Origin of the sequence: Pseudomonas sp. IPO3778 (assembly GCF_013386825.1) — a bacterium.
Classification (GTDB): Bacteria; Pseudomonadota; Gammaproteobacteria; order Pseudomonadales; family Pseudomonadaceae; genus Aquipseudomonas.
The window spans coordinates 192086-218348 of the sequence record NZ_JACARC010000017.1; the positions used below are offsets into that span (position 1 = coordinate 192086).

Annotated in this window: 34 protein-coding genes and 1 pseudogene; 6 read left to right on the forward strand and 29 right to left on the reverse strand. The window is 58.5% G+C overall.

What is annotated here, in order from left to right; all coding sequences use genetic code 11:
• Window positions 1–115: 115 nt before the first annotated feature.
• The 3 genes from HX855_RS07335 to HX855_RS07345 are packed head-to-tail and all read left to right on the forward strand — an operon-like array spanning window position 116 to window position 3145.
• Complete coding sequence (locus HX855_RS07335; RefSeq protein WP_177082968.1) at window positions 116–892, forward strand: endonuclease/exonuclease/phosphatase family protein; 777 nt, start codon at window positions 116–118, stop codon at window positions 890–892.
• The gene (gene clsB, locus HX855_RS07340) at window positions 889–2187 is read left to right on the forward strand and encodes a cardiolipin synthase ClsB (protein WP_177082970.1); all 1299 of its coding nucleotides are present in this window, start codon (window positions 889–891) and stop codon (window positions 2185–2187) included. The genes HX855_RS07335 and clsB overlap by 4 nt, the downstream gene beginning before the upstream one ends.
• On the forward strand, window positions 2165–3145 hold the full coding sequence (locus HX855_RS07345) for a lysylphosphatidylglycerol synthase domain-containing protein (protein ID WP_177082972.1): 981 nt from the start codon (window positions 2165–2167) through the stop codon (window positions 3143–3145). The genes clsB and HX855_RS07345 overlap by 23 nt, the downstream gene beginning before the upstream one ends.
• Here HX855_RS07345 and HX855_RS07350 read toward each other — a convergent pair.
• From HX855_RS07350 to HX855_RS07360, 3 genes and pseudogenes are all read right to left on the reverse strand, one after another.
• Window positions 3132–3884: a S9 family peptidase gene (locus HX855_RS07350; RefSeq protein ID WP_169386431.1), complete on the reverse strand. Its 753-nt coding sequence runs from the start codon at window positions 3882–3884 to the stop codon at window positions 3132–3134. The two genes, HX855_RS07345 and HX855_RS07350, sit on opposite strands and share 14 nt — an antisense overlap.
• Complete coding sequence (locus tag HX855_RS07355; RefSeq protein WP_177082974.1) at window positions 3874–4983, reverse strand: DUF3182 family protein; 1110 nt, start codon at window positions 4981–4983, stop codon at window positions 3874–3876. Before HX855_RS07355 ends, HX855_RS07350 begins: the two co-directional genes overlap by 11 nt.
• Before the next feature lie 194 nt (window positions 4984–5177).
• Window positions 5178–6134 (reverse strand): annotated as a pseudogene (locus HX855_RS07360) (GlxA family transcriptional regulator); the annotation flags it as partial.
• A 96-nt stretch (window positions 6135–6230) separates the two neighbouring features.
• Here HX855_RS07360 and HX855_RS07365 point away from each other — a divergent pair.
• Entirely contained in the window at window positions 6231–6782 is a 552-nt protein-coding gene (locus HX855_RS07365) for a cysteine hydrolase family protein (protein ID WP_177082976.1), read from the forward strand.
• 11 nt (window positions 6783–6793) lie between these two features.
• Here the strand turns inward: HX855_RS07365 and tam are convergent, their stop codons facing one another.
• Complete coding sequence (gene tam, locus HX855_RS07370) at window positions 6794–7555, reverse strand: trans-aconitate 2-methyltransferase (RefSeq protein WP_177082978.1); 762 nt, start codon at window positions 7553–7555, stop codon at window positions 6794–6796.
• 103 nt (window positions 7556–7658) lie between these two features.
• On the opposite strand from tam, the gene HX855_RS07375 reads away from it, so the two are divergent.
• Window positions 7659–8567: a LysR family transcriptional regulator gene (locus HX855_RS07375; RefSeq protein ID WP_177082980.1), complete on the forward strand. Its 909-nt coding sequence runs from the start codon at window positions 7659–7661 to the stop codon at window positions 8565–8567.
• Between the two features lie 90 nt (window positions 8568–8657).
• On the opposite strand, the gene HX855_RS07380 is transcribed toward HX855_RS07375, so the two are convergent.
• Both HX855_RS07380 and HX855_RS07385 read right to left on the reverse strand, forming a co-directional pair.
• Window positions 8658–9176: a single-stranded DNA-binding protein gene (locus tag HX855_RS07380; protein ID WP_003210042.1), complete on the reverse strand. Its 519-nt coding sequence runs from the start codon at window positions 9174–9176 to the stop codon at window positions 8658–8660.
• Between the two features lie 9 nt (window positions 9177–9185).
• Window positions 9186–10580 carry an MFS transporter gene (locus HX855_RS07385; protein ID WP_177082982.1) on the reverse strand — a complete coding sequence of 465 codons (1395 nt, stop codon included), beginning with the start codon at window positions 10578–10580 and terminating at the stop codon, window positions 9186–9188.
• Window positions 10581–10758: 178 nt separating this feature from the next.
• Between HX855_RS07385 and uvrA the strand changes: the two genes are divergently transcribed.
• Window positions 10759–13593 carry an excinuclease ABC subunit UvrA gene (gene uvrA, locus HX855_RS07390; RefSeq protein ID WP_177082984.1) on the forward strand — a complete coding sequence of 945 codons (2835 nt, stop codon included), beginning with the start codon at window positions 10759–10761 and terminating at the stop codon, window positions 13591–13593.
• Window positions 13594–13661: 68 nt separating this feature from the next.
• Here the strand turns inward: uvrA and bfr are convergent, their stop codons facing one another.
• From bfr to rpsC, 23 genes are all read right to left on the reverse strand, one after another.
• A complete protein-coding gene (gene bfr, locus HX855_RS07395; protein WP_177082985.1) occupies window positions 13662–14126 on the reverse strand; it encodes a bacterioferritin in 465 nt (154 codons plus the stop codon).
• Window positions 14127–14281: 155 nt separating this feature from the next.
• The gene (locus tag HX855_RS07400; protein ID WP_177082986.1) at window positions 14282–15730 is read right to left on the reverse strand and encodes a catalase; all 1449 of its coding nucleotides are present in this window, start codon (window positions 15728–15730) and stop codon (window positions 14282–14284) included.
• A gap of 248 nt (window positions 15731–15978) precedes the next feature.
• Window positions 15979–16365, reverse strand: a complete 387-nt coding sequence (gene rplQ / locus HX855_RS07405) for a 50S ribosomal protein L17 (protein WP_003210053.1) — start codon at window positions 16363–16365, stop codon at window positions 15979–15981.
• A gap of 41 nt (window positions 16366–16406) precedes the next feature.
• The gene (locus tag HX855_RS07410) at window positions 16407–17408 is read right to left on the reverse strand and encodes a DNA-directed RNA polymerase subunit alpha (RefSeq protein WP_003176403.1); all 1002 of its coding nucleotides are present in this window, start codon (window positions 17406–17408) and stop codon (window positions 16407–16409) included.
• Between the two features lie 22 nt (window positions 17409–17430).
• Complete coding sequence (rpsD, locus tag HX855_RS07415; RefSeq protein ID WP_003210056.1) at window positions 17431–18051, reverse strand: 30S ribosomal protein S4; 621 nt, start codon at window positions 18049–18051, stop codon at window positions 17431–17433.
• An 18-nt stretch (window positions 18052–18069) separates the two neighbouring features.
• The gene (rpsK, locus tag HX855_RS07420; RefSeq protein WP_002555466.1) at window positions 18070–18459 is read right to left on the reverse strand and encodes a 30S ribosomal protein S11; all 390 of its coding nucleotides are present in this window, start codon (window positions 18457–18459) and stop codon (window positions 18070–18072) included.
• A 30-nt stretch (window positions 18460–18489) separates the two neighbouring features.
• Window positions 18490–18846 carry a 30S ribosomal protein S13 gene (rpsM, locus tag HX855_RS07425; RefSeq protein ID WP_003210063.1) on the reverse strand — a complete coding sequence of 119 codons (357 nt, stop codon included), beginning with the start codon at window positions 18844–18846 and terminating at the stop codon, window positions 18490–18492.
• 129 nt (window positions 18847–18975) lie between these two features.
• Complete coding sequence (gene rpmJ / locus HX855_RS07430; RefSeq protein WP_002555468.1) at window positions 18976–19092, reverse strand: 50S ribosomal protein L36; 117 nt, start codon at window positions 19090–19092, stop codon at window positions 18976–18978.
• Between the two features lie 27 nt (window positions 19093–19119).
• On the reverse strand, window positions 19120–20448 hold the full coding sequence (gene secY, locus HX855_RS07435) for a preprotein translocase subunit SecY (protein WP_003210064.1): 1329 nt from the start codon (window positions 20446–20448) through the stop codon (window positions 19120–19122).
• A complete protein-coding gene (gene rplO / locus HX855_RS07440) occupies window positions 20449–20886 on the reverse strand; it encodes a 50S ribosomal protein L15 (RefSeq protein ID WP_003210066.1) in 438 nt (145 codons plus the stop codon).
• A 4-nt stretch (window positions 20887–20890) separates the two neighbouring features.
• The gene (gene rpmD, locus HX855_RS07445) at window positions 20891–21067 is read right to left on the reverse strand and encodes a 50S ribosomal protein L30 (RefSeq protein ID WP_003186033.1); all 177 of its coding nucleotides are present in this window, start codon (window positions 21065–21067) and stop codon (window positions 20891–20893) included.
• Window positions 21068–21069: 2 nt separating this feature from the next.
• The gene (gene rpsE, locus HX855_RS07450; protein WP_003186035.1) at window positions 21070–21570 is read right to left on the reverse strand and encodes a 30S ribosomal protein S5; all 501 of its coding nucleotides are present in this window, start codon (window positions 21568–21570) and stop codon (window positions 21070–21072) included.
• Window positions 21571–21573: 3 nt separating this feature from the next.
• On the reverse strand, window positions 21574–21924 hold the full coding sequence (gene rplR, locus HX855_RS07455; protein ID WP_003186037.1) for a 50S ribosomal protein L18: 351 nt from the start codon (window positions 21922–21924) through the stop codon (window positions 21574–21576).
• A 10-nt stretch (window positions 21925–21934) separates the two neighbouring features.
• Complete coding sequence (gene rplF / locus HX855_RS07460; protein WP_010174584.1) at window positions 21935–22468, reverse strand: 50S ribosomal protein L6; 534 nt, start codon at window positions 22466–22468, stop codon at window positions 21935–21937.
• A gap of 12 nt (window positions 22469–22480) precedes the next feature.
• Entirely contained in the window at window positions 22481–22873 is a 393-nt protein-coding gene (rpsH, locus tag HX855_RS07465; RefSeq protein WP_003186040.1) for a 30S ribosomal protein S8, read from the reverse strand.
• A gap of 208 nt (window positions 22874–23081) precedes the next feature.
• Window positions 23082–23387, reverse strand: a complete 306-nt coding sequence (gene rpsN, locus HX855_RS07470; RefSeq protein WP_003176414.1) for a 30S ribosomal protein S14 — start codon at window positions 23385–23387, stop codon at window positions 23082–23084.
• A gap of 13 nt (window positions 23388–23400) precedes the next feature.
• Entirely contained in the window at window positions 23401–23940 is a 540-nt protein-coding gene (gene rplE, locus HX855_RS07475; RefSeq protein WP_003210069.1) for a 50S ribosomal protein L5, read from the reverse strand.
• Between the two features lie 20 nt (window positions 23941–23960).
• Window positions 23961–24275 (reverse strand): 50S ribosomal protein L24, encoded by a 315-nt coding sequence (rplX, locus tag HX855_RS07480; protein WP_007896770.1) that lies wholly within the window; start codon window positions 24273–24275, stop codon window positions 23961–23963.
• An 11-nt stretch (window positions 24276–24286) separates the two neighbouring features.
• Window positions 24287–24655, reverse strand: coding sequence for a 50S ribosomal protein L14 (gene rplN / locus HX855_RS07485; RefSeq protein WP_002555479.1), 369 nt, complete (start codon window positions 24653–24655; stop codon window positions 24287–24289).
• A gap of 23 nt (window positions 24656–24678) precedes the next feature.
• Window positions 24679–24945, reverse strand: coding sequence for a 30S ribosomal protein S17 (gene rpsQ, locus HX855_RS07490; RefSeq protein ID WP_003176419.1), 267 nt, complete (start codon window positions 24943–24945; stop codon window positions 24679–24681).
• Window positions 24946–24947: 2 nt separating this feature from the next.
• Complete coding sequence (gene rpmC, locus HX855_RS07495; RefSeq protein ID WP_002555481.1) at window positions 24948–25139, reverse strand: 50S ribosomal protein L29; 192 nt, start codon at window positions 25137–25139, stop codon at window positions 24948–24950.
• Complete coding sequence (gene rplP / locus HX855_RS07500; RefSeq protein WP_003210075.1) at window positions 25139–25552, reverse strand: 50S ribosomal protein L16; 414 nt, start codon at window positions 25550–25552, stop codon at window positions 25139–25141. The genes rpmC and rplP overlap by 1 nt, the downstream gene beginning before the upstream one ends.
• Window positions 25553–25564: 12 nt before the next feature.
• A complete protein-coding gene (gene rpsC, locus HX855_RS07505) occupies window positions 25565–26251 on the reverse strand; it encodes a 30S ribosomal protein S3 (protein WP_003176422.1) in 687 nt (228 codons plus the stop codon).
• Window positions 26252–26263 lie beyond the last annotated feature (12 nt).

A 26263-nucleotide genomic window follows, 5' to 3' on the forward strand; every position in this document is an offset into this window, starting at 1 on the left:
AAGCCCACTCCCACATTTTGCTGTGTACCGCCTGTAAGGGCGCCGAAACTTTCCGCCAAATCCCACAGTCATCCAAAAACGGAGGTCACTCGACACCCAACCCACGGGAGCAACCATGACCCACCCGGAGCTGATGCCGACCACGCCCACCGAAGCCATCACCCGCTTCAGGGTGCTGACGGTCAATACCCACAAGGGCTTCACCGCGCTCAACCGGCGCTTCATCCTGCCCGAGCTGCGGGAGGCGATTCGCAGCGTGGCCGCCGACGTGGTGTTCCTCCAGGAAATCCACGGCACCCACGAGCGCCATCCCAAGCGCTATAGCAACTGGCCGAGCATGCCGCAGTACGAATTCCTCGCCGACAGCATCTGGCCGCAGTTTGCCTATGGTCGCAACGCGGTATACCCCCACGGCGACCACGGCAATGCGTTGCTGTCGAAATTCCAGATCATCCGCTACGACAACCTCGATATCTCCCAAAGCGGCCACGAAAGCCGCGGGCTGCTGCATTGCGTGCTGCGCCTGCCGGGCAACGCGCAGGAGGTGCATGCGATCTGTGTGCACCTGGGGCTGCGGGAGGTGCATCGCCAACAGCAACTGCGATTGATCGCCCAGCGAATCGCCGAGATTCCCGCCGACGCGCCGGTGATTGTCGCCGGTGACTTCAATGACTGGCGCCAGCGGGCCGATCTCGCCCACTGCGGGCTGCGGGAGGTGTTTATCGAAACCCAGGGCAAACCGGCCCGCACCTTCCCCGCGCGCTTGCCGTTGCTGCCACTGGACCGCATCTACGTGCGCAACCTCAAGGTGCATCAGCCACAAGTCCTGACCAGCCGTCCGTGGTCGCATTTGTCGGACCATGCGCCGCTGTCGGTGGAGATCGAGCTATGAACAGCGCACCGCTGGAGAAGGTTGCGGTGGAACACATCGCGACCGATCAACCGCCGGACGATGCTGCGGCCCGTGACCTAGATTACGGCTGGCAAAACGGCAACCAGGTTGAGCTGCTGGAGAACGGCGAGGCGTACTTCCCCAAGGTGTTCGAGGCGATGCGCCAGGCCCAACGGGAGATCTTGCTGGAGACCTTTATTCTGTTTGAAGACAAGGTCGGCCATGAGCTTCAAGGCATTTTGATCGAGGCGGCGCAGCGTGGCGTAAAGGTGGTCGCCAGCCTTGATGGCTTTGGTTGCGGCGAGCTGAGCCCGGGGTTTCTCGGTGAACTGAGTCAGGCCGGCGTGACGGTGCAGATGTTCGACCCGGCGAGCAAGACCCTGGGCTTTCGCACCAACTGGTTCCGCCGCTTGCACCGCAAGATTGTGGTGGTGGACGCGACCGTGGCGTTTATCGGCGGGATCAATTTTTCGGCCGACCATCTGGGGGATTTCGGCCCCGAGGCCAAGCAGGATTATGCCGTGCAGGTGCAAGGCCCGGCGGTGGCCGACCTGCATCATTTCGCCCTCGCACAAAGTGGCCGGCGCGTACGCAAACGGCGCGGCTGGCGGCGAGAGCAACGGCCGTCGCCCTGGGCCGCCGGCGAAGGCGATGGCTTGGTGCGGCTGATCTACCGGGACAATCTGCAACACCGTACTGACATCGAAGAGGCCTACCTGCACGCCCTGCGCAAAGCCCAGCGGCGGGTGGTGATTGCCAACGCCTACTTCTTCCCCGGCTACCGCTTGCTGCGGGAAATCCGCAATGCGGCGCGGCGCGGGGTGCAGGTGCAATTGATCATGCAGGGCCAGCCGGATGTGCTGCTGGCCAAGCTGGCGGCGCGCATGCTGTATGACTATTTGCTCAAGGAAGGGGTGGTGATCCACGAGTACTGCCAGCGCCCGTTGCACGGCAAGGTGGCCTTGGTGGACGAGGAATGGAGCACTGTGGGTTCGAGCAATCTCGACCCCCTGAGCCTGGCGCTGAACCTTGAGGCCAATGTGCTGATTCGCGATCGTGGATTCAATCGGCAGTTGTTCGAGCGCCTGGAATACCTCAGTCAACACCACTGCAAGACCATGCCGGAAAACCGCACGCCCCGGGGCTGGTTCTGGCGGGTCACGGTGGGCTTTGTGGTGTTCCACGTGCTGCGGCATTTTCCGTCGTGGACCGGCTGGCTGCCGGCCCATAAGCCGAGGTTGAAACCCTTCGTTCATGAGGAGCGCCCGGATCATGACCCAAGCCCGCACCGCTGAACACAGCGCCAGCCCCGGCTTTTTGAAACGCTGGAAAAAACCACTGACGGTGGTGTTTTTCCTGGTGCTGATTGTGCTGTTCACCCTGCTCGCCCGGCGTATCGACTGGAGCGAAGTGTTCGACACCCTGGGCAATTTCAAGCTGCGCACCTTGCTGATCGCCGGAGCGCTGACGCTGTGCAGTTTCCTGGTGTATTCGTGTTTCGACCTGATCGGCCGCACCTACATCCGCCAGCCCTTGCGCTGGAAGCAGATCTTGCCGGTGGGCATTATCAGCTATGCGTTCAACCTGAACCTGAGCGCCTGGGTCGGCGGCATCGCCATGCGCTATCGCCTGTATTCACGGCTGGGGGTGAGCAGCGGGAATATCGCGAAAATCCTCGGGTTAAGCCTGGCCACCAATTGGTTCGGCTACATGGCGATCGCCGGTGCGGTGTTCAGCAGCGGGCTGGTGACCTTGCCGCCGGGGTGGAAGCTCAGCAGTGGCGCGCTGCAAGGTGTGGGCGTGCTGCTGGTGCTGGCGAGCCTGGGTTATCTGCTGGCGTGTCGCTTGTCGAAAAAACGCGCGTGGTCGGTGCGCGGGATTGAAATCAGCTTGCCTTCGCTGCGCATGGCCGTGCTGCAACTGGCACTCGGCGCGCTGAACTGGACACTGATGGCGGCGGTGATTTTTACCCTGCTGCCCAAGCAACTGGATTACCCGGTGGTGCTCGGGGTGTTGCTGATCAGCAGCATCGCCGGGGTGGTCACGCATATCCCGGCGGGGCTCGGGGTGCTGGAAGCGGTGTTTATCGCCCTGCTGCAACACGAAGCGTCCCGCGGCAGTTTGCTCGCAGGCTTGATCGCCTACCGCGCGATCTACTTCATCCTGCCGCTGCTGGTGGCCCTGGTGATGTACCTCGCGGTGGAAGCCAAGGCCAAGGCGCTGCGCGTGAAGAAGACGCCTACGACTGAATGATGCTCAGGCGTTCGCCCACTACCATCTCGGTGATCCAGTCCACCAGGATTGAGGTATAGGCCTGCTGGGAGATGGGGTCGCTCAGGGAATGGTCGGCGCCATCGATAATCCGGTGGGTCAGCGAATGCGTCTGCTGGCAGGCGGCGCGGTAGCTCATGATAGTGGCGTGAGGCACGTGGTCATCGGTTTCGGATTCGACGATCAACACGTCACCGGTAAACGCCGCGCAGGCATGCAACGCGCGATTGGTCTCGGCGTGCACGAACGTCCCTCGGTAATCCATCAGGTCGGCTTTATCCAGGTCACGCTTGGGTTTGAGCCATTCCTGGTCGCGGTACAGCGCCGGCACCCGCAGCGCCAGCCAGCGCACCGGGCGCAGCGAGGTGAGGATGGCCGCCAGGTAACCGCCGTAACTGGTGCCGACCACCGCCACCGCCGAGGTGTCGATGGCCGGGTGTGACAGCAGGCGGTCGTAGGCAGCCAGCAGGTCGCGCAGGTTGTCTTCACGGGTGACGCGGGACAGCGGAATGCCGTTGCCGGCGTGGCCGCGCAAGTCGAAGGTGAGGCACACACAACCCAGCCCGGCGATGCCTTTGGCGCGTTCCAGATCACGCTCCTGGCTACCGCCCCAGCCGTGGACAAACAACACCCCCGGCACTTTCGATTTGGGACTGAGGAACGTCCCGCTCATCTGTTCGTCGTCGATATCAATGGCGATGGTTTCGCTTCTAGCCGTCATAAGATTTGACCGTCACGTACTTGAGAAGAAAGTCGCTGTTTTCTGCGGGGCCCCGGTACACCTCAATCGCGTCAGCCGGCAGAGGCTGGTCGATGTAGGTTTCTACCGAAGACACATAAATCGCCTTCAGCCCGGGGTTGTTGACGAAGCTTTGCAGCGCCGCGACTTCCGCGCTGCTGGCCCCGCCCATGCGCCAGGATTGCTCCAGCACGCCGCTGCGGCGCTGGCCATCGCTGTCCAGGCCTTGGGCGATGTCGTAATTGCGCCGCGAGGCATAGAACCCGGGGTAGGCTTCATCCGCCGCGTTATCAAAGGCCTGCGCCTGCTGGATGGCCAGGCGCACGTCATCGGGCAGGTCGAGCTTGAGCAGGTCTTCGTAGTAGCCCTGGACCACCAGCAGGTTAGAACCACCATAGACCTCTTCGCCCTGCCCGTCCCGGGTCAGGTATTGATCACCGCAGTAGCTGATGACGTGATCGCCGATAAAGCTCTGGCCGACACTGTGGGTGACAACGTCGTGCAGGTCCTGCTCCAGCACCACGCCGTCGCTGAACAGTTGCGCCGCATCGGGCCGCGCGAGAATGGCGTCGAACTCATCGAGGCTGCGGATCACTTCCTGGCCACGACCGGCGCAGGCGTGCACGGGCTTGAGGCGGATCGGGCCGGTGTACAGCAAATGGGTGGCTGCCGGCCGCGCGTCTTCCATGGCGTGCACACTCAAGCCATCCAGCACCACAGTGCGGATGCGCTCGGAAAACAAGGGCGACCAGCCTTCAGGGGACACCGCGTTTTTATTCAGCAAACCGTGGCTGATGGCCTTGGTGCAGATGAAATCGTGGTCGACATAACCGCCCCACAAATCCTCGGGACCTTTGACCCCAAACTGCCGTGCCTGGGCCGCGCCCACGAGCGTTTGAGTGGGTAACAGGTAGAGGTCGCGCCCACGGTGCAGCTCAGGGTTATAGCTGCCGCCGTATTTGAGGCCGAGGATATGCGCCAACCAGCGGGCCAGGGCGCGGTTGGTTTCGACTTCGTGCAACGGCGCGTCCGGTCGGATTGAATGCGCCACCACGATTTTCTTGCGATTTGTCGGGGTCATGCGTCCCCCTTGGCTGTCCTGCCATGTGTGTAGGGAGAGGGTTGCAGAGATCAGGCCAAGGCTGCGTTTGGTTAAACCCGCCGGGAATCAATCGGTTGCGGAAACAGCGATAGCACTTGGCCTGTTTTATTCTGCACGACGTGGGTCTCACATCGCGGTGTTCTGCACGATTCAGGCTTGGGGCCTGGCCGGTGCACGCCAAAACGGCTGCGGTAATCGCTTGGCGCCAGCCCGGTAATTTTTTTGAAGGTGGCGCGGAAGGCGCCGGGGTCTTGATAACCGACGGTCCAGGCGATGTGATCGATAGTGCCGTTGGTGAACTCGAGCATCTGCCGTGCCTTGCCGACCCGCAGGTGCTGACAGTACTCGGTGGGTTTCAAACCGGTGGCGGCGCGAAACCGCCGCAGGAACGTGCGCTCCTCAAGCCCGGCCTGCTGCGCCATCGCCGCCAATGAAACATCCACTGCCCCGCTGGCCTGCAGCCAATGCTGCACCTTGAGAATCGCGCCGTCGCCATGGGCCAGGATCGGCGCAAAGTTACTGCCGCATTCGCTGGCGCTGTCACTGTGTTCGACCACCAGGAAACGCGCGGTGCTGGCAGCGATACTCGGGCCGAGCAAGCGGTCGACCAGGCGCAGGCCCAGTTCGGACCAGGCCATCAGCCCGGCGGTGGTGATCAGGTCGCCGTCGTCGACGATGGGTTTGTCAGCTTCCAGGTGGATCGCCGGGTAACGCTCGGCGAAGGATTTGGCCGACGTCCAGTGGGTGGTGGCGCTGCGACCGTCCAACAGTCCGCTTTCCGCCAGCAGGATCGAGCCCACGCACACCCCGCCCAGAATCGTCCCGGTGCGATGCTGCTGGCGCAGCCAGTCCAGCAGCGCGGTGGAGGCCTGGCCTTCGGAAAACCCGGCGATGGACGGCGGAATCAGCAAGGCCGTCAGTGCTTGCCCGGTGCCGGGCTGGCTGTCGAAGACACGGGTCGGCGCGTTGCCGGTTTCGGCCTGCCAGTGGCTGATGCGCAATGACGGCAGTTGCTCGGACTGATGCTCGGCCGCAATCCGGTTGGCGACAGCAAACAGGTCGGTCAAGCCATGCACGGCGGCCATTTGCGCACCGCTGTAGATCAGCACGCCAAGCTCGACGATCGCCATTGTCAGTTTTCCCTCTGTTATTGTCGGTGCGGCCAATCCCCAGGCGCCACGCCAGCCAAGATACTGGACGCATCAATCATCACAAGGAAACCCAACATGGCCAAGCAAGCGCTCATCCTAATCGATATCCAGAACGACTACTTCCCCCAGGGCAAGTGGCCACTTGACGGTGTGGACGCAGCAGCAGACAAGGCGCAGCAAGTGCTCCAGGCGTTTCGCCAGGCGGGCGATGCGGTGATTCATGTGCGCCACGAATTCACCGCTGACGATGCGCCCTTCTTCACCCCGGGTTCGGAAGGTGCACACCTGCACCCCAAGGTGCTGAACCAGGCGGATGAGCCGGTGGTGCTCAAGCATTTCGTCAATGCGTTCCGCGAAACCAACCTGCGGGCGTTGCTGGAACAACGCAGCATCACTGAGTTGGTGGTGGTGGGCAGCATGAGCCACATGTGCATCGACGCTGTGGTGCGTGCCGCGTCGGATCTGGGCTACAGCGTCACGGTAATCCACGACGCCTGCGCCACCCGGGACCTGGAATTCAACGGCACCACCGTGCCGGCGGCCCAGGCACATGCGGCGTTTATGTCGTCGTTGGGGTTTGCTTATGCGAGCGTGGTGTCGGCGGCACAGTTTTTGGCCGCCGACTGATCGTTCGTTTTTTAGCGGGTTGCGATGATGAACAGGCGCGGAAATGGCAGCAACACCGTGCCATCGGCCAGCGCCGGATAGGCCTGGGTGATCCGCGTCAGGTACTCATCGAGGAAGGCGCTCTTTTCCGACTCGGTCAGGGGCGCCAGGAACGGACGCAACGCCGAGCCCTTGAACCACTCCACCACCGCGGCAGAGCCTGCCAGCGGATGGTGGTACGTGGTGCGCCATACATCCACGGTGGAGCAGTGTTTGCTCAGCAGTTCAAAGTAGTAGCTCGCGGTATGGCGTTCGTTGTGTTTGACGCTGCCGATCTTGGCGGCCCACGGGCCATCCGCCGCCACTTCACGCGCCAGCTTGTGGGCCGGTTCATCAAGGTTGTCGGGCGTCTGCACCGCCAGGGTGCCGCCAGGTGTCAGTTGATCGACCAAATGCGGGTACAGCGTGGCGTGATCAGGCAGCCACTGCAGCGATGCATTGGCGAGGATGACGTCGAATTTCTGCGCCGGGTTCCAGGCGCCGATGTCAGCCAATTCAAAGTTCAGCGCGGGCAGGCGCTTGCGGGCATCGATCAGCATGTCATCGGAGCTGTCCATGCCGGTGACCAATGCCTTCGGAAAACGCTCGGCCAGCACCTCGGTGGAATTGCCGGGGCCGCATCCCAGGTCGACGGCGCTGCGTACATCGCCATCAGGAATAGCCGCTACCAAATCCCGGACGGGACGGGTGCGCTGTTGTTCGAACATCGAATATTGCTTGGCTGACCAGGTCATTGCGGCATTCCTTCTTCTGTGAGGAGTGACGACAGCCTAAATCTTGTGATCCATGAGAACAAATGCCAGGATTGATCATCTCCCATACCTCAAAAGTATTCCTATGCTGGAACTCAGGCAGCTCAAGGCCTTCGTCGCGATTGCCGAGGAAGGCTATATCACCCGCGCGGCGGAACGCCTTGGCATGCAACAACCGCCCCTGACGCGCCTGCTGCAAAGCCTGGAAGCCGAGTTGGGCGTGGTGCTGATGGAGCGCCTGCCACGGGGCGTGCGCCCGACCACGGCGGGTTTGGCTTTGCTGGAGGAAGCCCGGCATATTTTGGCCAGCGTCGACGGCGTGGCCGACATTGTGCGCCGCGCGGCCCGTGGTGAACGTGGACGCCTGGCCATTGGCTTTACCAGCTCTGCCGCCCTGCATCCGTTTGTGCCCAGCGTGCTGCGCCTGTTTCGGGAAACCTTTGTCGGCGTTTCGGTGGTGCTGGAAGAAGCCGGCACCGGTGAGCTGCTGGATGCGTTGCTGCATGAAAAACTCGACGCGGCGTTTATCCGCTCGCCGCTGAGCGGGGCGCAGGCATTGCAGGACGAGCCGATTCTGGTGGAGCCGATGTTGCTGGCGCTGCCCACGGATCATCCGTTGGCTATCGACCCGTCGACCCCGCTGCCGTTGGCGGCGTTGGCCACCGAGGCGTTTGTGCTGTATCGGCGCCGGGTGGGTTTGGGGTTGTATGACGCGATTCTGGTGGCGTGTCGCGAGGCGGGTTTCAGTCCGCAAGTGGTTCAAGAGGCGCCGCGTATGACGGCGACGTTGAGCCTGGTGGCAGCAGGGCTTGGGGTTTCGATCGTGCCAGCGTCCATGCAGCGGTTGCGGGGCGACGGTATTGTTTATCGTGAGCTGTCGGAGTGCCGGAGTCTCGTTGCGCCGTTGCATTTGGCGACGCGGGTGGGTGACAGGTCGTCGGTATTGGAGCGGTTTAGGGAGTTGGTGGTAAGCACCGCGTCTACCGATGTGTAGCGGGTTGCCGAGGCCAAAACGAAAAACCCCCGGGGCCAAGGCCATCGGGGGTTTTCTGGTGTGACGCTACTGTTCGGGTCTCAAGCGACCTTAGAACGGGATATCGTCATCAAAGCTGTCGAAGTCAGCTGCAGGCTGAGGAGCCGCCTGCTGTGGCGCTGGACGCGACTCACGCTGTGGCTGCTGAGTTGGCTGCGGACGGGACTGCTGCTGTGGGCGCGGTGCCGAGTTGGACATGCCGCCCTGGCCCTGTTGGTCGCCCTGTGGACGGCCGCCCAGCAGTTGCATGGTGCCTTGCATGTCGACCACGATTTCAGTGGTGTAACGCTTGATGCCGTCTTTTTCCCACTCGCGGGTCTGCAGTTTGCCTTCGATGTAGACCTGCGAACCTTTGCGCAGGTATTCACCGGCGATCTCTGCCACCTTGCCGAACATCGACACACGGTGCCATTCGGTTTTCTCGACCTTCTGGCCGGTTTGCTTGTCGGTCCACTGTTCGCTGGTCGCCAGACTCAGGTTGGTCACGGCGTTACCGTTCGGCAAGTAGCGAACTTCGGGATCCTGGCCGCAAGTACCGACCAATATGACTTTGTTAACCCCACGGGCCATAACGTTCTCCTAGGCTGGGCGCGCTGTCGGCACTGGGTTGACCAGTTGCTCGAGCGTCGCGCGATCCAATAATTCGGTGTCCAATTTGATGTAAATGGCCGCCTCTTCAGCAACCACGACTGCATCTGTTACCCCAACGACGGCCTTCAGGCGCTCTACCAGACCGGCTTCACGAATCGCTTCGGGCGATAACGGCAGACGCAGGCTTGTGACGTACGGGGGTTCACGCATGGTAACAGCAAAGGCTAGCCAAAGTGCAGCCAGCCCGGCGCATCCCAGGAACACAACCGACAAACCGCCATGCTGGAACATCCAGCCACCCATGATTCCGCCCAGAGCAGAACCGAGGAACTGGCTGGTGGAATACACGCCCATCGCCGTGCCTTTACCGCCGGCCGGTGAAACCTTGCTGATCAGCGAAGGCAATGAAGCCTCCAGCAGGTTGAACGCGGTGAAGAACACCACCGTGCCGATCACCAGCGCCCGCAGGCTGTCGCCGAACTGCCAGAAGAATAGCTCAGTGAGCATCAATGTCGCGACGGCACCCAGCAGAACTCGTTTCATTTTGCGTTTCTTCTCGCCGTAGATGATGAACGGGATCATGGCGAAGAACGAAATCAGCAGCGCGGTGAGGTACACCCACCAGTGCTGCTCCTTGGGCAGCCCGGCTTTTTGCACCAGGGCCAGGGGCAACGCGACGAAGCTGCACATCAGCATCGCGTGTAATACGAAGATACCCAAATCCAGGCGCAGCAGGTCCGGGTGCTTGAGCGTCGGCAACAGGGCCTGCCGTGCTACGCCTGATTCACGGTGCTGCAGCGGCCCGGTGGAGTGCGGCACCATGAACGCGACGATCACGATGCCGAACAGCGCCATGCCGCCAGTGGCCAGGAACAGGCCGTGCAAGCCGAACGCGCGGGTCAGCAGCGGGCCGACCACCATCGCCACGGCGAACGATAGCCCGATGGTCATGCCGATCATCGCCATGGCCTTGGTACGGTGTTGTTCGCGGGTCAGGTCGGAAAGCAGCGCCATCACGGCGGCGGAAATCGCCCCGGCGCCTTGCAGGACACGCCCGGCGATCACGCCCCAGATCGAGTCGGCATTGGCCGCGAGCACACTGCCCAGTGCGAATACGATCAGCCCCAGGTAGATCACCGGCCGGCGGCCAATACGGTCGGAAATGATCCCGAACGGAATCTGAAACAACGCCTGGGTCAGGCCATAGGCGCCAATGGCCAGGCCGATCAGGGCCGGGGTCGCTCCTGCGAGATCCATTCCATAGGTCGCCAGCACCGGCAACACCATAAACATGCCAAGCATACGGAAGGCGAACACCAGGGCCAGACCGCTTGCTGCGCGGGTCTCGCTGCCACTCATGCGTTCGCTGTGGGGATCGTGCATGGAAAAACCTCGTGTGAACCGGCGGCGATTCTACCAGTCCCATCGATTGAGAGGGTATATGCGGCGCTTTGCCGCGCAGCTTTCATGTAAGGCTGCACCCGGCACTTTGACAGTGTATATTCATCCAGTCTTTAGCCGTATACTCCTGCATTATTTACGCCCGCCGTGCGAGGCCATCTTGGACAAGATCCTGATTCGTGGGGCTCGAACCCACAACCTGAAGAACATCGACCTGACCCTGCCACGGGACAAACTGATCGTCATCACCGGCTTGTCCGGGTCTGGCAAGTCGTCCTTGGCGTTTGACACGCTGTACGCCGAAGGCCAGCGCCGCTACGTGGAATCCCTGTCGGCCTATGCCCGCCAGTTCCTGTCGATGATGGAAAAACCCGACGTCGACACCATTGAAGGCCTGTCGCCAGCGATTTCCATCGAACAGAAATCGACCTCCCATAACCCGCGTTCCACCGTGGGCACTATTACCGAGATCTACGACTACCTGCGCCTGCTATACGCCCGCGTGGGTATTCCCCGTTGCCCGGACCACGACATCCCGCTGGAAGCCCAGACCGTCAGCCAGATGGTCGACCTGGTACTGGCCCAGCCGGAAGGCGCCAAGCTCATGCTGCTGGCGCCGGTGATCCGCGAGCGCAAGGGTGAACACCTTTCCGTCTTTGAAGAACTGCGTGCCCAAGGTTTCGTGCGGGCCCGGATCAACGGCAAGCTCTATGAGCTGGATGAAGCGCCGAAACTGGATAAGCAGAAGAAGCACTCGATTGATGTGGTGGTGGACCGTTTCAAGGTGCGTGCTGATTTGCAGCAGCGTCTGGCGGAGTCGTTCGAGACCGCGCTGAAGCTGGCAGACGGTATCGCCCTGGTCGCGCCAATGGACGACGAACCCGGCGAAGAAATCATCTTCTCCGCTCGCTTCGCCTGCCCGATCTGCGGCCATGCCATCAGCGAGCTGGAACCGAAGCTGTTTTCCTTCAACAACCCGGCCGGCGCCTGCCCGACCTGTGATGGCCTGGGAGTTAAACAATTCTTCGACATCAAGCGCCTGGTCAATGGTGACCTGACGCTCGCGGAAGGTGCGATACGCGGCTGGGACAGGCGTAACGTCTATTACTTCCAGATGCTGGGTTCGCTCGCGTCGCACTATAAGTTCAGCCTGGAAGTGCCCTTCAACGAGCTGCCGGCCGAACAGCAGAAAGTCATCCTGCATGGCAGCGGTTCGCAGAACGTCGACTTCAAGTACCTGAACGACCGTGGCGATATCGTCAAGCGTTCACACCCGTTCGAAGGCATCGTGCCGAACCTGGAACGGCGCTACCGCGAAACCGAATCGGCCAGCGTGCGCGAGGAACTGGCCAAGTTCCTCAGCACCCAGCCGTGCCCGGATTGCCGTGGCACCCGCCTGCGCCGTGAAGCGCGGCACGTGTGGGTTGGCGAGAAGACGCTGCCAGCCGTGACCAACCTGCCGATTGGCGATGCCTGCGAATACTTCGGCACGCTGAAGCTCACCGGGCGCCGTGGGGAGATTGCCGACAAGATCCTCAAGGAGATCCGCGAGCGGCTGCAGTTCCTGGTTAACGTAGGCCTGGACTATCTGTCACTGGACCGCAGTGCCGACACGCTTTCCGGTGGTGAAGCCCAGCGGATTCGCCTGGCCAGCCAGATTGGCGCCGGCCTGGTGGGTGTGTTGTACATCCTCGATGAGCCGTCGATTGGCCTGCACCAACGGGACAACGACCGCCTCCTGGGCACGCTGAAGCACCTGCGGGACATCGGCAACACGGTGATCGTGGTCGAGCATGATGAAGACGCGATTCGCCTGGCTGACTACGTGGTCGACATCGGCCCGGGCGCAGGTGTGCACGGGGGGCATATTGTCGCCGAAGGGACTCCTGCCGAGGTAATGGCCCATCCTGACTCGCTGACCGGCAAATACCTGTCGGGCCGCGTCAAGATCGCCGTGCCGGCCAAACGTACGCCGCGCAACAAGAAGATGGCCCTGCACCTCAAGGGCGCGCGAGGAAACAACTTGCGCAATGTCGACCTGGAGATCCCACTGGGGCTGCTGACCTGCGTGACCGGTGTATCCGGCTCGGGCAAGTCGACACTGATCAACAACACGCTGTTTCCGTTGAGCGCCACTGCGCTGAACGGCGCGACCACTCTGGAAGCCGCCGCTCACGACAGCATCAAGGGCCTGGAGCACCTGGACAAGGTGGTCGATATCGACCAAAGCCCGATTGGCCGCACACCGCGCTCGAACCCGGCGACCTACACCGGACTGTTCACCCCTATTCGCGAGCTGTTCGCCGGCGTGCCGGAATCACGCTCCCGTGGCTACGGCCCTGGCCGGTTCTCGTTCAACGTCAAGGGCGGGCGCTGCGAGGCGTGCCAAGGCGATGGGCTGATCAAGGTTGAGATGCACTTCCTGCCGGACATCTATGTGCCGTGCGATGTGTGCAAGAGCAAGCGCTACAACCGTGAAACCCTTGAGATCAAGTACAAGGGCAAGAACATCCACGAAACCCTCGAGATGACGATCGAGGAAGCACGGGTGTTCTTCGACGCGGTACCGGCCTTGGCGCGCAAGCTGCAGACACTGATGGATGTGGGTCTGTCGTACATCAAGTTGGGGCAATCGGCGACCACGCTGTCGGGTGGTGAGGCACAGCGGGTGAAGTTGTCTCGCGAGTTGTCCAAGCGCGATACCGGCAAGACCCTGTATATCCTCGATGAGCCGACCACTGGCTTGCACTTCGCAGATATTCAACAGCTGCTGGATGTACTGCATCGCCTGCGTGACCACGGCAACACCGTGGTGGTGATCGAACACAACCTGGATGTGATCAAGACCGCCGACTGGCTGGTGGACCTGGGGCCGGAAGGCGGCTCCAAGGGTGGGCAGATCATTGCGGTCGGCACACCGGAGCAGGTGTCCGAGATGAAGCAATCTCACACCGGCTTCTACCTCAAGCCGCTGCTGGCCCGCGACAAGGACTGATTATTCAGGCCCACGAAAAAGCCCCTGTCACCGTGTAAGTGACAGGGGCTTTTTTTTCGCCGGAGGAATCAGAACTGCGATTGCAGGTAGTTCTCCAGGCCAATCAACTTGATCAGGCCCAACTGCTTTTCCAGCCAGTAGGTGTGATCTTCTTCAGTGTCATTCAATTGCACCCGCAGGATTTCCCGCGTGACGTAGTCGTTGTGCTGCTCGCAGAGCTCAATGCCCTTGCAGAGCGCGGCACGGACCTTGTACTCAAGGCGCAAGTCGCTGGCGAGCATGTCAGGCACCGTGGTGCCGGTGTCCAGATCGTCGGGACGCATACGTGGCGTACCTTCGAGCATCAGAATACGGCGCATCAGCGCGTCGGCGTGCTGTGCCTCTTCTTCCATTTCATGGTTGATACGCTCATAGAGCTCGGTAAAGCCCCAGTCTTCGTACATCCGCGAGTGAATGAAATATTGGTCACGAGCTGCCAGTTCGCCCGTCAGCAACGTGTTGAGGTAATCGATTACGTCGGGGTGACCTTGCATCGCCCTACATCTCCCTGCTTGAAAGTCTGTAGTTTGAACCATGATGACCCGGAGGTCACGGGACCAACGGCAGAAAAGTGAAGATTTCCGGTGAAAAGTAGCTGAAATAACGCAAAAACCGCCCAAATGAGGGCGGTTCTGCTTATCGTTTAGAGTTAGTTAAGCGATACACCCAGCGCAGATGCGATCCCTTCTCCATAAGCAGGATCTGCCTTGAAGAAGTACTGCAACTGGCGCTGAACCACGTCGCTGGAAACACCCGCCATGGCGCCGGCGATGTTGTTGATCAGCAGGGCTTTCTGCTCATCATTCATCAGGCGGAACAGCGCACCGGCGTGGCTGTAGTAGTCGGTGTCTTCGCGGTGATCGTAACGGTCTGCCGCGCCGGTCAGGGCCAAGGCTGGCTCAGCATACTGAGGCGCCTGCTTCGGTGCATCGGCGTAGCTGTTCGGCTCGTAGTTTGGAGCCGCACCGCCATTGGTGCCCAATGCCATCGAACCATCACGCTGGTAACTGTTGACCGGGCTGCGCGCCGCGTTCACCGGCAGGTGCTGGTGGTTGGTACCGACACGGTAGCGGTGAGCATCCGCGTAAGCGAACACACGACCTTGCAGCATGCGGTCTGGCGACAAGCCAACACCCGGGACCATGTTGCTTGGACCGAATGCTGCCTGCTCAACTTCAGCGAAGTAGTTCAGCGGGTTGCGGTTCAGCTCCAGCTCACCGACTTCGATCAACGGGAACTCTTTCTGCGACCAGGTTTTGGTCACGTCGAACGGGTTCTCGTAGTGAGCGTTCGCCTGGGCTTCAGTCATGATCTGAATGCACACGCGCCATTTCGGGAAATCACCGCGCTCGATAGCGCCGAACAGATCGCGTTGGGCGTAATCAGGGTCGGTACCCGCCAGGCGTGCAGCATCAGCCGGTGCCAGGTTCTTGATGCCTTGCTGGGTCTTGTAGTGCCACTTCACCCAGTGACGCTCGCCTTTGGCGTTGATCAGGCTATAGGTGTGGCTGCCGAAGCCGTGCATGTGACGGTAGCCGTCAGGGATGCCACGGTCCGAAAACAGGATGGTGACCTGGTGCAGCGCCTCTGGGGAGTGCGACCAGAAGTCCCACATCATCTGCGCACTTTTCAGATTGCTTTGCGGCAGGCGCTTTTGGGTGTGGATAAAGTCCGGGAACTTCAGCGGGTCACGGATGAAGAACACCGGGGTGTTGTTGCCAACGATGTCCCAGTTGCCTTCTTCGGTATAGAACTTCAAGGCGAAGCCGCGTGGATCGCGCTCAGTGTCAGCCGAACCGCGCTCTCCGCCCACAGTGGAGAAGCGCAGGAAGGTAGGGGTTTGTTTACCCACCGACTCAAACAGCTTGGCGCTGGAGAACTGCGTGATGTCTTTAGTGACGGTGAACGTGCCGTAGGCGCCCGACCCTTTAGCGTGAACACGACGCTCAGGAATGTTTTCACGGTTGAAGTGGGCGAGCTTCTCGATCAGGTGAAAATCGTCGAGCAGCAACGGACCGCGTGGACCGGCAGAGCGGGAGTTCTGGTTATCGGCAACCGGGGCGCCGCTGGCGGTAGTAAGGGTTTTATTCTGGCTCATGCTCAATCTTCCTCAGGTCAGACTCGAAACTGCCGGCTAATCGGCTTGGGGGGAGTATTGACCAGGAAGGTGACACCTTCAAATTCATTAAATCATGAGCTTCGATAGAGAATATCTAACGGCCTATCCGAACGGATAGCCAAAACAGCGTCATAAGCCGGATTCGAATTCGCCCACGGTAATTCCGGTTTTCTATCGCGCACAAAAAACCGGGCACTAGGCCCGGTTCTTCGTTACAGACTGACGTCTTACTCAGCGGATACAGCTTCACCGCCAACTGGACGATCGATCAGCTCAACGTACGCCATAGGCGCGTTGTCACCAGCGCGGAAACCGCACTTGAGGATGCGCAGGTAGCCACCCTCACGGGTAGCGTAACGCTTGCCCAGGTCGTTGAAGAGCTTACCAACGATAGCTTTCGAACGAGTACGGTCGAAAGCCAGACGGCGGTTAGCCAGGCTGTCTGTCTTGGCCAAAGTGATCAGCGGCTCAGCAACGCGACGCAGTTCTTTAGCTTTCGGCAGTGTAGTTTTGATCAGCTCGTGCTCGAACAGCGACACCGCCATGTTCTGGAACATAGCCTTACGGTGCGAGCTGGTACGGCTCAGGTGACGACCACTTTTACGATGACGCATGGTTCATTCCTTACCAAACTCACGTTCGGTGATTACGACGATCAGGCAGTCGCCTTGTCGTCCTTCTTAAGACTTGCAGGCGGCCAGTTGTCGAGGCGCATGCCGAGGGACAGACCGCGGGAGGCCAGAACGTCCTTGATTTCAGTCAAGGATTTCTTGCCCAGGTTCGGAGTCTTCAACAGTTCTACTTCGGTGCGCTGAATCAGATCGCCGATGTAGTAAATGTTTTCCGCCTTAAGGCAGTTAGCCGAACGTACAGTCAGTTCCAGATCGTCAACCGGGCGAAGCAGGATCGGATCGATCTCGTCTTCCTGCTCGATTACCACTGGTTCGCTGTCACCCTTGAGGTCGACGAACGCAGCCAACTGCTGTTGCAGAATGGTTGCAGCGCGGCGGATAGCCTCTTCAGGATCCAGAGTACCGTTGGTTTCCAGATCAATAACCAGCTTGTCCAGGTTAGTACGCTGCTCGACACGGGCGTTTTCCACCACGTATGCGATACGGCGAACCGGGCTGAACGAAGAGTCAAGCTGCAAGCGACCAATGCTGCGGCTTTCGTCTTCATCGCTCTGACGCGAGTCGGCCGGTTCATAACCACGACCACGAGCTACGGTGAGCTTCATGTTCAGGGCGCCGTTAGACGCCAGGTTAGCGATTACGTGATCGGGATTAACGATCTCGACATCATGATCCAGCTGAATATCGGCAGCGGTAACCACCCCCGAACCCTTCTTCGACAAGGTCAGCGTAACTTCGTCACGGCCGTGCAGCTTGATAGCCAGACCTTTAAGGTTCAACAGGATTTCAATTACGTCTTCCTGTACACCTTCGATGGCGCTGTACTCGTGGAGCACACCGTCAATCTCGGCCTCGACTACTGCACAGCCGGGCATTGAGGACAACAGGATGCGGCGCAGCGCGTTGCCCAGGGTGTGGCCAAAACCACGCTCGAGAGGCTCGAGAGTGATCTTGGCGCGGGTTGGACTGACAACCTGCACATCAATGTGACGGGGTGTCAGGAACTCATTTACCGAAATCTGCATGGATGCACCTATTTTCTAGCCCTTACTTGGAGTAGAGCTCGACAATCAGGCTTTCGTTGATGTCGGCGGACAGATCACTGCGAGCAGGAACGTTCTTGAAAACGCCCGACTTCTTCTCAGTGTCTACTTCTACCCATTCTACGCGGCCACGTTGGGCACACAGATCGAGAGCTTGGACAATGCGAAGTTGATTTTTTGCTTTCTCGCGAATCGCGACCACGTCACCAGCACGAACCTGGTACGACGGGACGTTAACGGTTTGGCCGTTTACGCTGACGGATTTGTGCGATACCAGCTGACGGGATTCGGCACGAGTCGAACCAAAGCCCATACGGTATACAACGTTGTCCAGACGGCATTCGAGCAGTTGCAGCAGGTTTTCACCGGTTGCACCTTTCTTGCCAGCAGCTTCTTTGTAGTAGCCGCTGAATTGACGCTCGAGAACGCCGTAGATACGACGGACCTTCTGCTTTTCACGCAGTTGGGTGCCGTAATCGGACTGGCGACCGCGGCGTTGGCCGTGGATACCAGGTGCTGCTTCAATGTTGCACTTCGATTCGATCGCGCGCACGCCGCTCTTCAGAAAGAGATCGGTGCCTTCACGACGAGCGAGTTTGCATTTTGGACCAATGTAACGAGCCATTCTTTACAATCTCCTGGATTACACGCGGCGCTTCTTCGGCGGACGGCACCCGTTGTGCGGGATTGGCGTCACGTCGGTGATGCTGGCGATCTTATAGCCACAGCCGTTCAATGCACGGACAGCAGACTCACGACCTGGACCTGGACCTTTGACGTTGACGTCGAGGTTTTTCAGGCCATATTCCAGCGCAGCTTGACCAGCACGTTCAGCAGCTACTTGAGCAGCAAACGGGGTGGACTTGCGGGAACCGCGGAAACCCGAACCACCGGAGGTAGCCCAAGAAAGCGCGTTACCTTGACGGTCGGTGATGGTCACGATTGTGTTGTTAAAAGATGCATGGATGTGGGCGATGCCATCAACCACTGTCTTTTTAACTTTTTTACGAGGACGAGCAGCAGGTTTTGCCATGATTAATTTCCTGTCGATTCGCGTGGGCGATTACTTGCGGATCGGCTTACGCGGACCTTTACGGGTACGCGCGTTAGTCTTGGTACGCTGACCGCGTACTGGAAGACCACGACGATGACGCAGACCACGGTAGCAACCGAGGTCCATCAAACGCTTGATTTTCATGTTGATTTCGCGACGCAGGTCACCTTCAGTGGTGAACTTCGCCACTTCGCCACGCAACAGCTCAATCTGCTCGTCGCTCAGATCTTTGATCTTTGCGGCTGGGTTTACCCCAGTATCTGCGCAAATTTTCTGCGCAGTAGTGCGACCAACACCATAGATGTAGGTCAGCGAGATAACAGTGTGCTTGTTATCTGGAATGTTAACGCCTGCAATACGGGCCATTCAGTGGGACTCCAATTGACAGCTACCTACGCCCCGGAAGCCAAGAAATAGGGCGCGAGATAATATCGCTGTAATAACAAATAATCAACCCGGCAGCGCACTAGCTGCCGGGCTTCAAGCGGATCACACTCAGCCTTGGCGCTGTTTGTGACGCGGTTCCGCGCTGCAAATTACTCGAACAACACCTTCGCGGCGAATAATCTTGCAGTTACGGCACAGCTTTTTCACCGATGCACGAACTTTCATCACCAACTCCTCGAACCTTATGGGTACTCAGCGCAACATGCCGCTGCCGTAACCCTTCAGGTTGGCTTTCTTCATCAGGGATTCGTACTGGTGCGAAACGAGGTGCGATTGTACTTGGGACATGAAGTCCATCACAACCACGACGACGATCAGCAACGAGGTCCCGCCAAGGTAGAACGGAACGTTTGCTGCAACCACCAGGAACTGGGGCAGCAAGCACACGGCCGTCATATATAGAGCACCGAACATGGTCAAGCGAGTCAGAACGCCATCAATGTAGCGCGCAGACTGCTCACCTGGACGAATACCCGGAATAAAGGCACCGGACTTCTTCAGGTTTTCCGCTACGTCTTTCGGATTGAACATCAACGCCGTATAGAAGAAGCAGAAGAAAATAATCCCTGCACTAAACAGCAGAATATTCAACGGCTGACCAGGAGCGATCGACTGCGAGATGTCCTGCAACCAGCCCATACCTTCAGACTGACCGAACCAGGCACCCAACGAAGCCGGGAACAGCAAAATGCTGCTCGCAAAAATGGCAGGAATAACCCCGGCCATGTTCACTTTCAGCGGCAAGTGGCTGGTCTGCGCGGCAAAGACCTTACGGCCCTGCTGACGCTTGGCGTAGTGAACAGCAATACGACGCTGGCCACGCTCAATGAACACCACAAAACCGATAATCGCTACTGCCAACAAACCGATTGCAACCAGGGCGAAGATATTGATATCACCCTGACGCGCAGACTCGAAAGACTGCCCAATCGCTCTCGGAAGACCGGCGACGATACCTGCGAAAATCAACATCGAGATACCGTTACCAACACCACGCTCAGTAATCTGCTCACCCAGCCACATCATGAACATCGCACCAGCCACAAAAGTGGATACCGCGACGAAATGGAAGCCAAAGTCACCAGTGAACGCAACACCCTGCCCAGCCAGGCCAACGGACATGCCGATAGCTTGGACCAGGGCGAGGATGACAGTGCCGTAGCGGGTGTACTGGCTTATCTTGCGACGGCCAGCTTCACCTTCCTTCTTCAACTGCTCCAGCTGCGGGCTGACGGCGGTCATCAGTTGCATGATGATCGATGCCGAGATGTACGGCATGATCCCCAGTGCAAAGATGCTCATCCGTTCCAGCGCGCCGCCGGAAAACATGTTGAACAAGCTAAGAATGGTCCCCTCATTCTGTCGAAACAGGTCTGCGAGTCGGTCCGGGTTGATACCTGGAACCGGGATGTGTGCGCCTATTCGGTAGACGATAATCGCCAGGAACAGAAAACGCAGACGAGCCCAAAGTTCAGACATACCGCCTTTGCCGAGCGCTGAGAGAGCACCTTGCTTAGCCATTTATTCCTCGAACTTGCCGCCAGCTGCTTCGATAGCCGAACGCGCACCTTTGGTGGCGCCGATTCCCTTGCCGATAGTGACAGCGCGAGTCACTTCACCGGACAGCATGATTTTCACACGCTGTACGTTGACGTTGATCACGTTGGCATCTTTCAGGGTCTGCACGGTAACGATGTCGCCTTCCACTTTGGCCAGCTCGGACAAACGCACTTCTGCGCGATCCATGGCTTTCAGGGAAACGAAACCGAACTTCGGCAGGCGACGATGCAGCGGCTGTTGACCGCCTTCAAAGCCTGGAGCGATGGTGCCACCGGAGCGGGAGGACTGACCTTTGTGGCCACGGCCACCGGTCTTGCCCAAACCACTACCGATACCACGGCCCGGACGATGCTTTTCGCGACGGGAACCCGGCGCTGGACTCAGATCATTGAGTTTCATCGAATTAACCCTCGACACGCAGCATGTAGTAAGCCTTGTTGATCATCCCGCGATTCTCGGGAGTATCAAGTACTTCTACAGTGTGACCGATGCGACGCAGACCCAAACCCTTAACGCACAATTTGTGGTTAGGGATGCGGCCGGTCATGCTTTTGATCAGCGTTACTTTAACGGTAGCCATGATCAGAAGATCTCCTTGACGCTTTTGCCACGCTTGGCGGCAATGGATTCAGGAGACTGCATTGCTTTCAAACCCTTGAAAGTGGCGTGAACCACGTTTACCGGGTTAGTCGAGCCGTAGCACTTGGCCAGAACGTTCTGAACGCCAGCAACTTCGAGGACAGCACGCATAGCGCCGCCAGCGATGATACCGGTACCTTCAGAAGCAGGCTGCATGTACACCTTCGAAGCGCCGTGAGCGGACTTCATTGCGTACTGCAGAGTGGTGCCGTTCAGATCAACTTGGATCATGTTGCGACGAGCAGCTTCCATTGCCTTCTGGATCGCAGCAGGCACTTCACGTGACTTGCCACGGCCGAAGCCAACGCGCCCTTTACCATCACCCACCACGGTCAACGCGGTGAAAGTGAAGATACGGCCGCCTTTAACGGTTTTGGCTACGCGGTTAACTTGAACCAGCTTCTCAATGTAGCCTTCGTCGCGCTTTTGGTCGTTATTTGACATAACTTAGAACTCCAGCCCAGCTTCACGAGCAGCATCAGCCAGCGCTTTCACGCGACCGTGGTACTTGAAGCCAGAGCGGTCGAAAGCCACTTGCGAGACGCCAGCGGCCTTAGCACGCGTAGCGACCAGCTGGCCAACCTTAGTGGCCGCGTCGATGTTGCCAGTGGCACCATCACGCAGTTCTTTATCCAAAGTCGAGGCGCTTGCCAGGACTTTGTTGCCGTCGGCCGAGATGACCTGGGCGTAGATGTGCTGCGACGAGCGGAACACGCAGAGACGCACGACTTCGAGTTCGTGCATTTTCAGGCGTGCTTTGCGAGCGCGACGCAGTCGAGTAACTTTTTTGTCGGTCATTTGCTATGCCCTACTTCTTCTTGGCTTCTTTACGACGGACGACTTCGTCCGCGTAGCGCACACCTTTGCCTTTGTACGGCTCTGGTGGACGGAAGTCGCGGATCTCAGCGGCCACCTGACCTACCAGCTGCTTATCGATACCCTTGATCAGGATGTCGGTTTGGCTAGGGGTCTCAGCGGTGATGCCTTCCGGCAGTTCGTAATCCACTGGGTGCGAGAAGCCAAGGGCCAGGTTCAGAACCGTGCCTTTTGCTTGCGCTTTGTAACCAACACCGACCAGCTGGAGCTTACGCTCGAAGCCTTGGCTTACGCCTTGGACCATGTTGTTTACCAACGCACGAGTGGTACCGGCCATTGCGCGAGTTTGTTGATCGCCATTGCGAGCAGCAAAACGCAGCTCACCAGCTTCTTCAACGACCTCAACGGACGAATGGATGTTCAGTTCCAGAGTGCCCTTGGCACCCTTCACCGAAAGCTGGCCACCTGCGAATTTTACTTCGACACCGGCTGGCAGCTTAACGGGGTTCTTAGCGACGCGTGACATGCTTATCCCCCCTTAGAACACTGTGCAAAGAACTTCGCCGCCGACACCGGCAGCGCGCGCAGCACGATCCGTCATCACACCTTTGTTGGTGGAGACGATAGACACACCGAGACCGCCACGAACTTTTGGCAGATCATCGACGGACTTGTACTGACGCAGGCCTGGACGGCTAACGCGCTTCACTTCCTCGATGACCGGACGGCCTTCGAAGTACTTCAGCTCGATGGACAGCAGTGGCTTGATTTCGCTGCTGATCTGATAACCCGCAATGTAGCCTTCGTCTTTCAGGACTTTGGCAACAGCAACCTTCAACGTGGAAGATGGCATGCTTACGACGGACTTTTCAGCCATCTGGGCATTACGGATACGAGTTAGCATGTCCGCTAACGGGTCCTGCATACTCATGGGCTAGACGCTCCTAATACAAAAAAATTAGCCTTGCGGCTACATATGTCACCGAGAATCTCCGGGCATAAAACACACGGGCTCAGGCGAGCCGCGTATTTTAGACACACTCCGGAAATGAAACAAGCCCCAATAGGGGCTTGTTCCAGATTCTAGGCCACCGGTGGTCAGTATCTTGCGATCCTGGCCACCGAGACTTCGAAAGTACTTACCAGCTGGCTTTAACCAGACCTGGTACGTCACCACGCATTGCCGCTTCACGCAGTTTGTTACGGCCGAGGCCGAACTTGCGGTAAACGCCGTGTGGACGACCGGTCAGGCGGCAGCGGTTACGCATGCGCGAAGCGCTTGCGTCACGTGGCTGCTTCTGCAGAGCAACTGTAGCTTCCCAACGTGCTTCTGGACTTGCGTTCAGATCAACGATGATTGCTTTCAGTGCTGCACGCTTCTTGGCGTACTTGGCAACCGTGAGCTGACGTTTCAGCTCGCGGTTTTTCATGCTCATCTTGGCCATGGTCCTACTCCAATCAGTTGCGGAACGGGAATTTGAACGCACGCAGCAGAGCGCGGCCTTCATCATCGTTCTTGGCAGTGGTGGTCAGGGTGATGTCCAGACCGCGGAGAGCATCGATCTTGTCGTAGTCGATTTCCGGGAAGATGATCTGCTCTTTAACGCCCATGCTGTAGTTACCACGACCATCAAAGGACTTGGCATTCAGGCCGCGGAAGTCGCGGACCCGAGGCAGGGAGATCGACAGCAGACGATCCAGGAATTCGTACATACGCTCACGGCGCAGAGTCACTTTGACGCCGATCGGCCAACCTTCACGGACTTTAAAGCCAGCGATGGATTTCCGAGCGTAGGTCACAACGACTTTTTGGCCGGTGATCTTTTCCAGGTCAGCAACAGCGTGCTCGATGACTTTTTTGTCGCCGATCGCTTCGCCCAGACCCATGTTCAGGGTGATTTTGGTAACGCGCGGAACTTCCATCACGTTCGAAAGCTTAAGTTCTTCCTTAAGTTTCGGTGCGATTTCCTTCCGGTAAATCTCTTTTAGTCGTGCCATGGTCTTCTACCTAGCAGTGTTCAAGCATCAACCGCTTTTTGGGTCGACTTGAAGACACGAATTTTCTTACCGTCTTCTACTTTGAAACCAACGCGGTCAGCCTTGTTGGTTTCGCCGTTGAAGATGGCGACGTTAGAAGCGTGCAGTGGCGCTTCTTTCTCGACGATACCGCCTTGTACGCCCGACATCGGGTTAGGCTTGGTATGGCGCTTGACCAGGTTCAGACCACCAACGACCAGACGGTCATCAGCAAGAACCTTCAGCACCTTACCGCGCTTACCTTTGTCTTTGCCGGCGATCACGATGATCTCGTCGTCACGACGAATCTTTTGCATGTCGGATCTCCTTACAGCACTTCTGGGGCGAGCGAGACGATCTTCATGAACTTCTCGGTACGAAGTTCACGGGTCACTGGCCCAAAGATACGGGTGCCGATCGGCTCTTGCTTGTTGTTCAGAAGAACAGCAGCGTTGCCATCAAAGCGGATAATGGAGCCATCTGCACGGCGTACGCCGTGACGAGTGCGGACTACAACAGCAGTCATCACTTGGCCTTTTTTCACTTTACCGCGAGGAATTGCTTCCTTCACGGTAACTTTGATGATGTCACCGATACCAGCGTAACGACGATGGGAGCCACCCAGCACCTTGATGCACATAACGCGGCGTGCGCCGCTGTTATCGGCCACATCGAGCATGGATTGAGTCTGAATCATATAATTTCTCCGACCCCTAGTCCTTAGACTTCCACAGCGCGTTCGAGAACATCAACCAGTGCCCAAGACTTGGTCTTGGCCAGCGGACGAGTTTCACGAATAGTGACTTTGTCGCCGATGTGGCACTGATTGGTTTCGTCGTGCGCGTGCAGCTTAGTCGAACGCTTAACGTATTTACCGTAGATCGGGTGCTTAACGCGACGCTCGATCAAAACGGTGATGGTTTTGTCCATCTTGTCGCTGACAACACGGCCAGTCAGCGTACGGACAGTCTTTTCGGCTTCAGCCATGATCACTTACCTGCCTGCTGGTTGAGCACAGTCTTCACGCGAGCAATGTCACGCTTAACTTGCGAGAGCAGATGAGACTGCCCCAACTGGCCAGTTGCTTTCTGCATACGCAGATTGAACTGGTCGCGCAGCAGGCCGAGCAGTTGCTCGTTCAGCTGCTGTGCGGATTTTTCACGAAGTTCATTCGCTTTCATCACATCACCGTCCGTTTAACAAAGGAGGTGGCGAGCGGCAGCTTTGCAGCAGCCAGGGCGAAAGCCTCACGCGCCAGCTCTTCAGTAACACCCTCGATTTCATACAGGACTTTGCCTGGCTGAATCTGGGCAACCCAATATTCCACGTTACCCTTACCTTTACCCATCCGAACTTCGAGGGGCTTTTTGGAGATAGGCTTGTCCGGGAATACACGGATCCAGATCTTGCCGCCACGTTTAACGTGACGGGTCAGAGCACGACGCGCTGACTCGATCTGACGAGCGGTGAGACGACCACGAGCTACAGACTTCAGCGCATATTCGCCGAAGCTGACTTTGCTACCGCGCTGAGCCAGACCACGGTTGTGGCCTGTCATCTGCTTGCGGAACTTCGTACGCTTTGGTTGCAACATTTGGCGTACCCCTTACTTAGCAGCTTTTTTACGAGGCGCTGGTGCTTGTGGTTTCAGTTCTTCTTGGCGACCACCAATTACTTCGCCTTTGAAGATCCAAACCTTTACACCGATCACACCGTAAGTGGTGTGAGCTTCGTAGTTGGCATAGTCGATGTCGGCACGCAGGGTGTGCAGTGGCACACGACCTTCGCGATACCATTCAGTACGTGCGATTTCAGCACCGCCGAGACGACCGCTCACTTGGATTTTGATGCCTTTGGCACCAATGCGCATGGCGTTCTGTACTGCGCGCTTCATAGCGCGACGGAACATTACGCGACGCTCCAGCTGCTGAGCTACGCTCTGCGCAACCAGCATACCGTCGAGCTCCGGCTTGCGGATCTCTTCGATATTGATGTGCACAGGCACACCCATTTGCTTGGTCAGGTCCTGACGCAGTTTCTCAACATCTTCACCTTTCTTCCCGATAACGATACCTGGACGAGCGGTGTGGATGGTGATACGTGCAGTTTGAGCAGGACGATGGATATCGATACGGCTCACGGACGCGCTTTTTAGTTTGTCTTGGAGATACTCACGCACCTTCAGATCAGCGAACAAGTAGTCCGCATAAGTCCGACCGTCTGCGTACCAGACGGAGGTGTGCTCCTTGACGATTCCCAGGCGAATGCCAATGGGATGTACTTTCTGACCCATCTCTTCGACTCC